We start from the raw sequence: 13,163 nt of genomic DNA, 5'->3' as shown, positions 1-13,163 counted from the left end.
ATCCGACGGACTGGCGGACCGATGGACCGGCGGCCCGCAGACAGCCCTGTGAGAGGCAGCGATGGACCCTCTGCTCAGCAACCTGCTCTACGACCGCCCCGAGCTCTACGAGGAGGTGTATCCGGGGACGGAGAAGGACATCCCCCGGATGTGCGCGAGGCTGTTCGACGAGCACGCCCCGGACGGGATCCGGACGCTGCTCGATGCCGGCTGCGGCACCGGCCGGCACGTCGAGCACTTCACCGGGGCCGGAGTGGACTGCGTCGGGTTCGACTGCCAGGAGGGCATGCTCGCCTTCGCCCGCGCCCGGCGTCCCGGCCCGGACTACCGCCTCGGCGACATGCGGACCCTGCGGCTGGGCCGGACCTTCGACGCCGTCACCTGCTTCGGCTGGGCGCTGTCCAACCTGCACGCCAACGACGACGTGTCCCGCGCGGTGGAGACCTTCGCCGCCCACTCCCGGCCGGGCACCCTGCTCTTCGTCCACGTGCCCAACCCGCTCGCCGACCCCGACGACGCGGCGTTCCGGCGCCACTTCACCCTCGCCGCCCCCGCCTTCACCGCCACCGCCGAGGCCACGTACACCCTCGACCGGCGTCGCCAGCTGCTCACCCGCAGGCGGCTGTGGCGGGTGGCCGGGCGGGAGCCGGTGACGGACCACGTCCGGTTCCGGCTGCTGTACCCGATGGAGCTGGAGCACCACCTGACGGAGCACGGCTTCCGGGTGCTCGGCATGTACGACGACACCGACGCCTCCGATGGCGACCTGTCCGGGCCCGCCCTGTTCGTCCTCGCCCGTTTCAGGGGCGCCTGACGTCCGGCCCGCCGGGGCTACTCCTGTTCGCCGAACGCGGCGAGCAGGGCGCGGATGGGGTCGCGGTCGTCCCCGTCCGCCGCGGTCTCCTCCGCGGCGGCGACCTCGGCGCTGCGGGGGAACAGGGCCCGCTCGTACACGGCGAGCGCGGCCTCGACGTCACCGGGGTGCGCGGCGAGGGCCTCGCCGAGCTCGGCCGCGTCGAGCATGGCCAGGTTGGCGCCCTCGCCGTTCGGGGCGGCGAGGTGGGCGGCGTCGCCGAGCAGGGTCACCCCCGGCACCCGCTCCCACCGGTGCGCGGCCGGCAGCGCGTAGAGGGGACGCAGGACCGGCGCGACGTCGGTGTCGGTGATCAGCGCGACCAGCTCCGGCGCCCAGCCCTCGAACTCCCGGGCGATCCGCGCGGTTGCCGCGGCGGCGTCGGTGAAGTCGATGGCGTCGAACCAGTCCCGCGGCCTGTGCAGCCCTGCGTAGACGTGCAGGGTGTCGCCCTTCTCGCGGTGTGCGAAGAGCTCCCGGTCCTTCGAGGGGACGATCAGCGACCCGCCGCCGACCGTCTTCGCGGCGACCGGGTGCCGGGTGTCGGCGTCGAACAGGTAGGTCTCGACGACCGACCGGCCGACGTACTCGGGCACGGCGCCGCTGACCAGCGGCCGGACCCGCGACCAGGCGCCGTCCGCGCCGACCAGCAGCCCGGTCGTGACGCGCCCGCCGCCGGCGAACGTCACCTCGTGCCGGCCGTCGCCCAGGGCGCGGGCGCCGGTGACCTTGTGCCCCCACCGGACGGTGCCGGCCGGCAGCGAGTCGAGCAGCATCCGCCGCAGCTCGCCGCGCTGCACCTCGGGACGCCCGCCCGTGCCGTCGTCGGCCTTGTCGAACAGGACGTTGCCCCGCGGGTCGAGGAACCGCAACGCCTCCCGGCCCTCCAGGACGATCTCGCGGAACTCGTCCATCAGGCCGGCAGCCTGGAGGGCGAGCTGTCCGTTGTAGTCGTGGATGTCGAGCATCCCGCCCTGCGAGCGCGCCTCCGGGGAGGTCTCCGCCTCGTAGACCGCGGCCGGTATGCCGTGCAGGTGCAGAACGCGGGCGAGCGTGAGGCCGCCGAGCCCGGCGCCGATGATCGTGACGTCGGTGGTCATGGGGAGACTCCTTCTCTGAGCGCGGACCGTCGGGTGGACGCCCGACAGGTCACGTGGCGTCGCCGTCCGGTGGGTCCGGATGACGTACGGCCGGTGGCCGGCGGTGGGGTTCCCGCTTGCCGGCCACAACCAATGTCCCGTCGCCCGTCGACAGACCACCGACAGATCACCGACAACCCGCCGGGATCACCGACAATCGCCTGATACCGGTGCCCCGCCGTGGACGGCGGAACGGTGCCGTCCGGCCGGCGGCTCCCCGCCCGCCCCCACGGGAGTGCCGCCCGCCCCGACTGCCGCGGCCGGTTCGGGGCAACCGCTGTCGCGCACCACACGGCCTTGACGGACACGGGGAATACTGCGGTTTCAAGAGTTCCGGCAGGCGCGTTCGAGTGAATTTGGGGCGCGCGTGACGAAAGTTGTGCGCCCTTGCGCCCCCTGCGGGTCAGTGATCCCCGCCCGTGACCGTGGCACACGCCGGTATGAATTGTTGACGTGCCCCGAGCAAGACGCACAACGGGGGGAAACGGGAAGGGTGGGACGGAATCCGTGATTCGAGTTCTCCTGGTGCACGACACTTCGCTGCTGCGCACCGCCCTCATGGAACTGATCGGCAGAGAACCGGAGTTCGAGGTGCACGCGGCGCCGTGGCGGCGGGCGGTGGTCACCGCGCGCACGGTGCGGCCGAGAGTCTGTGTCGTCGACATGGACAGCCCCCACGCGACCGGCGCGGGCCTGCGGGAGCTCTCCGGCGGGTGGGGCAAGGGGGGCACGCGACCGGCCCTGCTCGCGCTGGCGAGCGCGGAACGGCCGGGGCCCCTGCGCCGGGCGTACGAGGAGCGGGCCTTGGGGTACCTGAGCAAAAACGCTTCACCCGACCGGCTGGTCGAGGGCATCAGATACGTCGCCAAGGGCGAGCGCTACATCGACGAATCCCTCGGCTTCGGCTTTCTGGAGGCCTCCGAGATCCCTCTCACCCGTCGTGAACTCACCGTGCTGTCACTCGCCGCCGAGGGCGCCGGCGTCGGGGAGATCGCCCGCAGTCTGCACCTGTCGAACGGGACCGTGCGCAACTACATGTCCGCGATCACCCGGAAGACCGGCGCGCGGAACCGGGTGGACGCCATAAGAGTCGCCCAGGGAGCCGGCTGGGTCTGACGGGCCCGCACCTGACGGGGCTGGGCCCGACCGGCCCGCGCCTGACGCCCCGTCAGAGGACTCCGGCCCGGCCTCCGCCATGAGGTCGCGATACAGCGGGGACACGCGGAGCAGTTCCGCGTGGTCCCCGCACACCGTGTGCGGCCCGTCCATGACCAGGATCCGGTCCGCGCGGAGCGCCGACGCGGCGCGGTGCGCGACCACGACCAGAGTGCCGCCCGGCCGCCGGGCGAACGCGTCCTCGGCGCGGGCCTCGGCGGCCTGGTCGAGGTGGCAGGTCGCCTCGTCCAGCAGGGCCAGGGGGGCGGGGGACAGATAGGCCCGGGCCAGCGCGATCCACTGGCGCTCGCCCGCGGAGAGCCCGGCGGGCGCCACGGGCGCCCGGAACCCGCCGATCCGCTCGGCGAGCCCCGCCATGCCGACGGCCTCCGCCGCCGCCCACAGCTCGTCCTCCGGCACCGGGTGCGGCCGCAGGTAGCCGAGGTTCTCGGCCAGCGTCCCCGAGAACACGTACGCCTCCTGCGGGATCAGCACCCGCGCCGCCCGCGCCGCCGCGTCCCGCGCGGGCATTCCCCCGACGGCTACCTCCCCCCGGCCGGGCACCAGCAGTCCGGCCGCCAGCCCGGTCAGCGTCGACTTCCCGATCCCGCTGGGCCCTACGACGGCGAGCCGGGTCCCCGGAGCGATCCGGAGGTTCAGATCGCGGACGACGGGGGCGGCGTGGGGTCCGTAGGCGAAGGTGACGTCGCGGAACTCCAGCACCCCGGCGGCGGAGGCGGCGCGGGACGGCGAGCGGGATGCGTCCGCGCCGTTCCCCGGCACACGTCCACGCGACGCGGGTGCCGCCGGCCCGACGGCCGCCGGTACGGGGTGTTCAGGCCGGTGCCGCCTCGCTCGCGCCGCCGGTTCGGCCGGTTCGCGCGCGGGGTGCGTCGGCGGTCGGCCCTCGGTGTGCCCCGGTACGGCGTCCGGCTTCGCCTGCCCGACCTGGGGCGGACGCCCCGGGTCGTGCGGCGCCCCCGGCCCGCGCGGGATGCCCGTCGGGGGCCGGTTTCCCGCGTGGTGCGGTGTGGCTCCGGCTGTCGGCTCCGGTGGTGGTGTGGCGGTTGTCGGTCCGTCGGCGTGCGGGGGGTTTCCTCGGTCCTGCCGGGTCGTCTGCGCCGCCTGCGCGCCCTGCGGCGAATGCCCCGGGTCGTGCGGTGCCGCCGGCCCGGGCGGGATGGCCATCCAGGGCCGGTTTCCGGCACGGTGCGGTGGGGCGTCGGCTGTCGGCTTCGGTGGTGGTGTGGCGGTTGTCGTTCCGTCGGCGTGCGGGGAGTGTCCTCGGTCCTGCCGGGTCGTCTGCGCCGCCTGCGCGCCCTGCGGCGGATGCCCCGGGTTCTGCGGCGCCGCCGGCCCGCGCGTGATGTCCGTCGGGGGCCGGTTTCCGGCGTGGTGCGGCGTGGCGTCGGCTGCCGGTGCCGGTGGTGGTGTGGCGGTTGTCGTTCCGTCGGCGTGCGGAGGGTGTCCTCGGTCCCGCCCGGACGGTCCCTGGGGAGTGGCCGCCGGCCGGTCGTCGGCGCCGTGCGGCGCGGCGGTTGCCGTCGGCGCGGGGCCGGTCGGCCGGGGCGCGGGTGACGGACGGTGCGCGGCGGTCGGTTCCGCCGGGCCGACGGGAACCGTCGCGTCCGTCGTGCCCATGGCGGATGCGCTCGGCGGACCGTCCGCCGAGGGACGGGCGAGGACGTCGCGGGTCGTCCACGCCGTCCGGCCGGCTGCGGCCCGGTCCGGGGTGGCCGGCGGCACGGTTCCGCCCGTGCCCGGGCCCGTACCCGGGCCGCCGGGCCGCCCGGCGGCGTCCGTCGGGCCCCCCGTCAACCGGCGTACCACCACCGCGAGCCGGGCGCCGCTCGCCCCCAGCCCGTGGACCAGCTCCTGGATTGCCGGCAGGAGGGACTGGGTCACGTACGCCAGCGCCCCGACGAAGGCGCCCGGCGTGACGCCGCGGTCCAGGAGCCAGGGGGCCAGGGTGAGCAGCAGCACGATCGGCAGGCGGCCCGCCAGGGTCAGGGCGGCGACACGGACGAGCGACCAGCGGGCCAGGGCGCGGGCGGCGTCCCGTTCGGCGTCGACGAGGGCGCCGGTCGCGGCGGCGACGCGCCGTTCGGCGCCGCCCGCCGTGATGTCGCGCAGCCCGCGCGCCACCTCGTCCAGGGAGCGGGCCAGCGCCTCGTCGGCCACGAGCACGGCCTCCTGGCGGCGCGCCAGGATCCGCAGTGTCGCCAGGAACAGCAGCAGGCCCAGCAGCAACGGCGGTACCACCGCCAGCAGGAGAGCGGGCGCCAGGGCGCACAGCCCCGCCAGCGCGCCGGCGGCCGTGAAGACGAAGGAGCGGGAGACCATCACCAGCCCCGCGAACGTATCGCGGGCGATCTCCACCTGGTGGGTGAGGCGGGAGACCGCCGCGGCGTCGCCGTCCACGAGCGCCCGGCCGACCACCCGCCGGACGAGGCCGTCACGCAGCGGCTCCACGAGGTCGGCCGTGGCGCGGTAGGTGCGCCCGGTGCCGTACGCCCCGGCGAGGACGGCGAGGGCCGCCAGGCCGAGCCAGCCGAGACCGGTGGCCGCCCGGCCGGCGAGGAACCCCTCATCCAGAGCGCGGGCCAGTGCGTAACCCAGCGCGAAAGTGTGCCCGGCCTCCAGTACCGACCAGCCGGCGAGCCGGGCCAGGGTGGCGCGCCGGGCGGCGAGGAACCGCAGCCCCTGCCGGGTGACGGACGGCGTGCGGACCGGCTCAGGCACCGAACACCGCCCGGTACTCCGGCAGCCGCCACAGCTCCGCGTGCGGCCCGGCCGCCCGTACCCGTCCCTCGTCGAGCCAGACGACCCGGTCCGCGCGGGCGGCCGTCGACGCGCGGTGGGCGACGATCAGCCGGGTGCGGGCGGCGACGTCGTGCAGCAGCGCCCGGCCGACCTCGCGCTCGGTGGGGGAGTCCAGGCTGGACGTGGCGTCGTCCAGGATGAGGACGCGCTCCGCGTGGGCGAACGCCCGTGCCAGGCCCAGGCGTTGGGCCTCGCCGCCGGAGAGAGGCGCCGCCGCGCACGGCGTCGCGTACCCCTCCGGCAGGCGGCGCACGAAGCCGTCCGCGCAGGCAGCCCGGGCCGCGGCGGTCACCGCGTCGTGCCCCGGGTCGGCCGCGCCGAAGGCGATGGTGCCGCCGATCGTGCCGCCCAGCAGGGCCGGCCGCTCGAAGGCGTAGCCGACGGAGTGCCGCAGCGCGTCGTGGCTCAGCTCCGGCAGCGGGACGCCGTCGAGCGCGACCGTCCCGGCGTCCGGGTCGGCGAGCCGGCCGGCGAGCGCGGCGAGCACCGACTTGCCCGTGCCGGACCGGCCCACGACGGCCACCGAGGTGCCGCCCGGGACGGTGAGGTCGACGTCGCGCAGGACGGTCCGGCCGCCGCGTACGGCGCCGACCCCGCGCAGTTCCAGGGTGCCGTCGCCGGGCGGCGCCGGCCGGGACCCGTAGCCGGGGGCGGGGACGGCGAGCACCTCCGTCAATCGGCGGGCGGCGGCCCGGGCCCGCACCAGTCCGCTCAACTGGCCGACCAGCATGCCGACGCCGGTGGCGAGCACCGCGTACCGGGAGGCCGCCAGGACGTCGCCCACGCTGATCCGGCCCTGGGACAGCCGCAGTCCGGCGACGGCGAGCACGGTGATCTGGAGCAGCGGCACCAGCGTGACGGCCCGGGCGGCGGCCCGCCCCTGGACCCGCCAGACCCGGTGCCCCTGCCGGGACAGGCCGCCCAACGGGCGCAGGATCCGGTCGCGTTCGCGGTCGGCCGTACCCGCGGCGGCGATGGTCCTGGCCCCGGTCAGGGCCTCGGCCAGCCGCCCGGCGATATCGCCCTGCAGCCGCTGGTAGCGGGCGGCGCAGTCGGTGGAGGCGCGGGTGAACGCCCGCAGGAGGAGGACGAGCAGCGGCGCGCCCGCCAGGAACGCGGCGGCCAGCCACGGGTCGATGACGGCCAGGGCCACGACGCCGCCCAGCGGCGCGGCCACCGACGCGACGGCGGCGGCGAGGGCGCCCGGCGCGGCGCCCGCGTCGGCGGTGTTGCCGACGAGGCGGGTGACGAGGTCACCGGGCGGGTGGCCGGCGGTGGCGCGCGGGCCGGCGGCGAGGACGTGCCGGAGCAGGCGGTGGCGGAGCCAGGCGGTGGAGCGGGCGGCGGTGGTGCCGGCCAGGAGGTCGGCGAGGGCGTCGAGGACGGCGGGGGCCGCGAGGAGCGCGGCGCACAGTGCCACCCAGCGGGTGGCGCCCGCGTCGTGGGCCAGGAGCTTGTCCACGGCGTGGCCGAGGGCGGCGGGGAGGAGGAGGGCGGCTCCGGCGGAGATGAGGGAGATGAGGGTGAGGGTGGTGGCTCGGGTCGCGCTGTGGCGGGTGGTGGCCAGGAGGAGCCGGTCGCCTGCGGCGGTGTTCGTTCGGGCCATGCGGTCACCGCCTTCGCGGTCGGGGGGAGGGTTGCCCCGGTCCCTCCCCCAGAGGGGGCACCCCCATTCGCCGATTCCTGGGGGCAAGCCCCCAGACCCCCGAAGCGCCCTTCGGGCGCTGTCCTCAATCGCCGGACGGGCTGGATCGGCCCGTCCGGCGATTGAGGACGAGCGGGGTCTGGGGCGCGGCCCCGGGAAACGGTGAAAGGGAGGGACCGGGGCGACCCACCGTGTACGGCCGGACCCGGCCGGCCCCCGCGGGCGGGGACCGGCCGGGGTCTCAGACCCGTCGGGTCACAGACACAGGAGGACGCTCGCCGCGCTGACGCAGGAGAGCAGGCTCACGGTGCTCTGCCCGCCGCCACCGCCGTGCAGCTCGTCGGACTCCATGCTCTGCAGGTCGAGAAGTGCCATGATCATGTCCTTTCTCGGGGACTGTCGGTGCTACGGCTCCGCCGAGCGGCGGCGCCGGGTCCAAAGGGGGCCCTACGACGGGCGCGGGCCGGGGAGCGGCGGCAGGAACGGCAGGTGGGCCGGGCGGTCGCCGACGGCCGCGGCCAGGGCCAGCAGGCAGCCGGCCGTTCCGGTGGCGAGGTCCATGGAGAGCCGCATCATCTGGTGGCCGGGGAAGGCGAGTTCGCCCCGGTAGCCCATGGCGTACCAGTCCAGCGCGTCGACCTGCGCGGCCACCTGCCCGGGCGTGACGCCCGGCGCGGTGGTGCGGGCGAGGTGCAGGATCATGCCGGCACGGCCCTGGAACAGGCCGGGCTGCGCGTAGAACCGGGCTCGGGCCGCGGCGGTGATGCCGTCACGGGCCGCGGCGAGCGCCGGGTCCGCGGCGGCGTCGCCGCCCGCCGCCGCCAGGAAGTCGTCGAGGACCATGCCGACGCCCGCGCTCCCGTCGCCGAGGTACGGCATGGTCCGCCACCCCTCGTCGACCTCCAGCGTCCCGTTGCCGGTGGTGACGCAGCGCGCCAGGTCCGCGTGGAGCGCCCGGCCGGCCAGGTCCAGCAGGTCGGGCGCGCCCGTCCGTTCGTACAGCCGGAGGAAGAGCAGGGCCGGTCCCGTCGCCCCGCGGAGCAGGCCCGCGCGGCGTCCGCCCGCCGGTTCGCCGGGGTCGTCGGCCGCGAGGCGGTCGGCGAGCGTCTGGGCGGCGCGTACGGCGTGGTCGCGGAGCGCGTCCTCGCCGGTGGTAGTGGCGAGGTGGTCGAAGAGGAGGCCGAGGCCGGCCAGGCCGCCGCGCAGGTCGGAGGAGAGCCGTCGCCAGTTCTCGCGCAGCACCGCCTCGGTGAGGTCGAGGGCACGTGCGGTGTGGCCGAGGCGGTCGAGGACGAGGGCGGTGCCGGCGATGCCGTCGTAGAGGCCGAGCGGGGTGCCGGGCGGCAGGGGGTCGGTGTGGTCGAGCAGCCACCGTTCGCCCGCCTCGTAGCGGGGCGCGCCCGCTTCGGCGAGGGCGTACAGCACCCCGGCGGCGCCGTGCGCGAGGCCGAGCCCGCCGCCGTCGCCGAACTGGGCGACGTCGCCCGGGAAGAGGCGGTCGTCCCGCTCGGGCGTGGCCGAGGCGAGGAGGGCGCGGACCATGGAGTCCCGGCTCGCCGGCCAGTCGCCGGGCCGGGGCGGCCGGGCCGCCGGGGTGCGTGCCCCGGTCCCGGCCGTCGTGTCGCGGGTGATCTCCGCGACCGCCTCGTCCAGGAACTCCGGCGGTACGGGGAACTGTTCGGCGATCACCCGGGCCAGGTGCGCGGCATGCCCCCGGTCGATCACGAAGAGCGTGGTGACCGGCAGGAACAGGGCCAGCCGCAGGCACGCCAGCGCGTACCGGTCCACGTCCCGGCCCCGGCGGTCCGGCGGGGCGAAGAAGCCGGGGTGGGCGACGACCTGCCGGCCGTGCTCGCTCGCCGGCGCGGCGGCCTCGAAGTCGATGAGCGTGACCGACCGTTCGTCGGGCGCCACCATGATGTTGAACATGTGCAGGTCGTTGAAGACCAGCCCGCGGGAGTGGACGGCGTCGACGGCCTCCGCCACCGCCCGGTGGATCCGCAGCGCCCACGCGGTGTACGCGGCGGTGGCGGCCGGGTCGGGCTCGGCGGCGAGCAGCGGGTGCCGTTCGGCGAAGAAGGAGTTGAGCGGTCTGCCCTCGACGAAGTCCATCACCAGGAAGCTGTGCTCGCCGAGCGTGAACCAGTCGCGCAACTCGGGCGCCGCGTCGAGGCCGGAGAGCCGGTCCAGCGCGTCGCGCTCCCGCTCCAGCCGGGCGACGGCGTCGGCGCCGTCGGCCGCGAGCCCGGCGTGCGGCCGGCCCTCCTTGAGGACGACCTTCCGCCCGTCGCGGGTGTCGGTGCCCCGGTAGACGCCGCCGCCGTTGGAGAAGTGCAGCGCCTTCTCGATGCGGTACGGCAGGTCGGCGACCGTGGTCGCGTTGCGTGCCGCGAGGTGGGGGGCGAGGAACGCCGGGAGGGTCACCCAGGACGGCACCCGGAAGGCCGGGTCGCGGGGGTCGGGGACGAGCCGGCCCGTGCCGTCCTCGATCGCCGGGACGAGCGAGCCGCGCTCGTCTACGCAGAAGCGGCGGGCGAAGGCGCCGTACCGGACGTAGAGCGGGCCCGCGTTCCAGCGGAGGTCGGTGAGGATGTACGGACCGGGCCGGCCGCCGAGGATCGCGTCCAGCTCCTCCAGCACCGTGCGCAGCTGCTCCTCGTCCGCAGGGTAGACGGTGACGAACTTTCCGCTGTGGTCGCGGCCCGCGTACTTGGTGTTGCGCAGGTGCAGCAGGTGCGGCCCGGGCACGAACTTGAACGGGATGCCCCGGGGGACGCAGTAGTCCCACACGTCGGCCGCCGTCTTGTCCGCCGTGCCGGCGGTCGCGGAGACGTGGATCTTCCAGCCCTGGAGCGGCTGCCCCGGCAGCGGTCCGCCGTCCGGACCGGCGGGGAAGAGGTTCAGCCAGTCGCCGTTGCGGGCGGTGGCCCAGCCGTCCGGCACCGGCCGCCGCGCGGTCTCGAACAGACCGTCCTCGGTGGCGGTCCCGGCGAGGGCGGGCAGACGGTCCGGGGTCTCGTAGAAGTGCCGGTCGGCCAGGCAGTAGACCTCGTACCGCTTGTCCATGTGCTCCCCCTCGGCTGTGATGCGTCGAGATTTCCACGCCGGGGGGAGCCGGGCCAGTCACACGTGTCACCAACGGGCCGTGTGAAACGCATGGTTGGAAGAGGGAGCTCCGGTGCCGTTTCCGGGCGCTCCGATGCCGCCTGCGGGCGCTTCGCTGCCCCTTCCGTGCGCTCGGGTGCCACTCCGGGCCGCCGGAGTGGCACACCGGGCCGGCACACCGGGACGCCGCGGTGTCAGTCCAGGGCGACGGTGACGGTCTTGGGCCGCTGGTACTCGGCGAGGGCCAGCACGCTCAGGTCCGTGCCCTGGCCGGACTGCCGCCGTCCGCCGTGCGGGAGTTCCGCCGTCTGCTCCAGGTGGCAGTTGACCCACACCTCGCCCGCGTCCAGCGCGCCCGCCAGCCGCAGGACCTCGGGCACCGTCTCGCCCCACACGCTCGCCGCCAGCGCGTGCGGCACGCCGTTGGCGGCCCGGACCAGCGCGTCGGTGTCCGGCACCGCCTGGACGGTGAGCACCGGTCCGAACACCTCCTCGCACACGGCCGGGTCGTCGTCCGGCAGGTCGGCGAGGACCGTGGCGGGCCGCCAGTAGCCGTCCCGCTCGTCCTCGGCGGGCGCGACGGGCGCCACGTGCCGGACGCCGGCCCGGCTCGCCGCCAGCAGCCCGTCGAACCGCTTCAGCTGCTCGGGGCTGTTCAGGGGGCCGAAGTCGGCGCCGGCCCGCCGGCCGGCCAGCGCCCCGGCCAGCCCGGCCACCGTCCGCTCGTAGCAGGAGCGCGGGGTGAGCACCCGGGCCGGGGCCGCGCAGCTCTGGCCCGCGTTGTACACACAGGCGGCGGCCAGCCGCTCCCAGGTGTACGCCGGGGCGTCCGGCAGCACCAACGCCGGGCAGTTGCCGCCCAGTTCGAGGCTCACCCGGCGTACCCCGGCCCGGGCCGCCACGTCCAGTCCGCCGGCCCGGCCGCCGGTGAACGCGATCGCGTCCACCCCCTCGTGCCCGACCAGCCGCCGCCCGGTCTCCCGGCCGCCCGGCAGCGTGGTCAGCACGCCCGGCCCCAGCTCCTCGTGCGCGTGCCGGGCGGCCAGCAGCGCGCTGTCCGGCGTCGTCTCCGCCGGCTTGAGGACGACGGTGTTGCCGGCCGCCAGCGCCGGGGCGAACCGCCACACCGCGATCAGCAGCGGGTAGTTCCACGGCACGACGGCCGCGACCACCCCCAGCGGCTCCCAGCGGACCCAGCTCTCCCGGCCCGGCAGCCGCCGGCCCGCGGCGGGCGCGAGGTCCGCGCGGGCCGCGCCGGCGGAGAACCGGATGACGTCGACGCACTGCGCCACCTCGGCGGCGGCCTCGGCGAACGGCTTGCCGGTGCCCGCCCGTTCGGCCGCCGCGTACTCCCCGGCCGCGTCCTCCAGCACCGCCGCGAACCGCAGCAGCCGCCGGGCCCGCTCCCGCGCGGTCAGCCCGGACCAGCCGGGGAGCGCCCGCCGGGCGGCCGCCACGGCGGCGCCGGCGGACTCCGCCACGCCCCGCCCGCCGCCGGACGCGGCGGGGTGCGGACGGGCCCGGCCGGTGCGGGGGTCGGTGAGCACACCGGTCTCCTCTCCGTCGGGGGCGGGGTCAGCCCGCCGCGATGGCGTCCGTGATCGCCGTCCACAGATCGGCCCGCGCGTGCAGCGCCGTCCGGACCGCGTCCGCGCACCGCTTCCACTTCTCCGTGTCGTCCCCGCACAGATCGACCAGCATGTGCATCGCCATCGGCGTGTGCTCGTCCGCGTCGACCTCGATGTGCCGCTCCAGGTAGTCCCGGAACCGGGCCGTCCGGCCGTCCGCGTCCTCGGTCCGCACCACCTGCTCGAACATCTCCGGGATCAGGTCCTCGCGGCCGAACGCGAACACCGCCGCCTGGCAGTGCGTCGGCGCCGTCTCCAGCACGGTCCAGGTGGCGTCGACGAACCGCGCCGCCGGCTCCGGCACCCGGGCCGTGCGCAGCGCCGCGGACACCGGCGTCCCGGCCCGCAGCTCCCGGACGAACGCGTCGACGGGCCCGGTGTCCGCCCCCATGTCGTCCATCGCGGCCCGGTAGAGCTCGAAGTGGCTGATGAAGCCGTCCCCGTACGCGTCGCTCTCCTCCACCAGCGTGATCTCGTTGATCAGCCGCCGGCTGGCCACCGGGCCGGTCGGCACCCACGGCACCTCCACACAGGTGAGCCGCCGCTGGAGCGAGGTGAGCAGGGACATGAAGTCCCAGACGGCGAAGACGTGGTGCTCCATGAAGACCCGCAGCGCGTCCGGGCCGGTGACGCTCTGGTACAGCGGGTGGGCGAGGACGCTCTTGCGGGCGGGTTCGATCTCCCCCCTGAGCGCGGTGAGCCCAGGGTGGGTGATCCGGGTGTGGTAGCGCGAGGTGACCATGGACGGCTCCAGGGAGCGGACGGACGGGGAGCGGGGTGCCCGGCGCGGGGCCGGGCGGGGTGGCGCCCGGTGC

Annotated in this window: 8 protein-coding genes and 1 pseudogene; 2 read left to right on the top strand and 7 right to left on the bottom strand. The window is 76.2% G+C overall.

All coding sequences use genetic code 11. The annotated features are described in order from the left end of the window. The first annotated feature begins 61 nt into the window (after positions 1 to 61). Positions 62 to 814: a class I SAM-dependent methyltransferase gene (locus ACSNOK_RS04465; RefSeq protein WP_436779230.1), complete on the top strand. Its 753-nt coding sequence runs from the start codon at positions 62 to 64 to the stop codon at positions 812 to 814. Between the two features lie 17 nt (positions 815 to 831). Here the strand turns inward: ACSNOK_RS04465 and ACSNOK_RS04460 are convergent, their stop codons facing one another. Next, complete coding sequence (locus tag ACSNOK_RS04460; RefSeq protein ID WP_436779229.1) at positions 832 to 1,953, bottom strand: FAD-dependent oxidoreductase; 1,122 nt, start codon at positions 1,951 to 1,953, stop codon at positions 832 to 834. Positions 1,954 to 2,550: 597 nt separating this feature from the next. On the opposite strand from ACSNOK_RS04460, the pseudogene ACSNOK_RS04455 reads away from it, so the two are divergent. Further along, positions 2,551 to 3,027: pseudogene (locus ACSNOK_RS04455) on the top strand (LuxR C-terminal-related transcriptional regulator); the annotation flags it as partial. Here the strand turns inward: ACSNOK_RS04455 and ACSNOK_RS04450 are convergent. The 6 genes from ACSNOK_RS04450 to ACSNOK_RS04425 form a co-directional block, all read right to left on the bottom strand. Next, positions 2,950 to 5,889 (bottom strand): ATP-binding cassette domain-containing protein, encoded by a 2,940-nt coding sequence (locus ACSNOK_RS04450; protein ID WP_436779228.1) that lies wholly within the window; start codon positions 5,887 to 5,889, stop codon positions 2,950 to 2,952. The pseudogene ACSNOK_RS04455 and the gene ACSNOK_RS04450 overlap by 78 nt on opposite strands. Continuing rightward, on the bottom strand, positions 5,882 to 7,576 hold the full coding sequence (locus ACSNOK_RS04445; protein ID WP_436779227.1) for an ABC transporter ATP-binding protein: 1,695 nt from the start codon (positions 7,574 to 7,576) through the stop codon (positions 5,882 to 5,884). The genes ACSNOK_RS04450 and ACSNOK_RS04445 overlap by 8 nt, the downstream gene beginning before the upstream one ends. A 294-nt stretch (positions 7,577 to 7,870) precedes the next feature. Continuing rightward, complete coding sequence (locus ACSNOK_RS04440) at positions 7,871 to 7,990, bottom strand: SapB/AmfS family lanthipeptide (RefSeq protein WP_436779226.1); 120 nt, start codon at positions 7,988 to 7,990, stop codon at positions 7,871 to 7,873. 72 nt (positions 7,991 to 8,062) lie between these two features. Beyond that, a complete protein-coding gene (gene lanKC / locus ACSNOK_RS04435; protein ID WP_436779225.1) occupies positions 8,063 to 10,681 on the bottom strand; it encodes a class III lanthionine synthetase LanKC in 2,619 nt (872 codons plus the stop codon). Positions 10,682 to 10,914: 233 nt separating this feature from the next. Further along, positions 10,915 to 12,267, bottom strand: a complete 1,353-nt coding sequence (locus tag ACSNOK_RS04430; RefSeq protein WP_436779224.1) for an aldehyde dehydrogenase family protein — start codon at positions 12,265 to 12,267, stop codon at positions 10,915 to 10,917. A 28-nt stretch (positions 12,268 to 12,295) separates the two neighbouring features. Continuing rightward, positions 12,296 to 13,163: DUF3050 domain-containing protein (locus ACSNOK_RS04425; protein WP_436779223.1), on the bottom strand; the 868-nt coding region annotated here is incomplete at its 5' end.

Source organism: Streptomyces sp. URMC 126 (assembly GCF_051386555.1).
Classification (GTDB): Bacteria; Actinomycetota; Actinomycetes; order Streptomycetales; family Streptomycetaceae; genus Streptomyces.
This window is presented reverse-complemented; position numbering and strand designations above follow the sequence as displayed.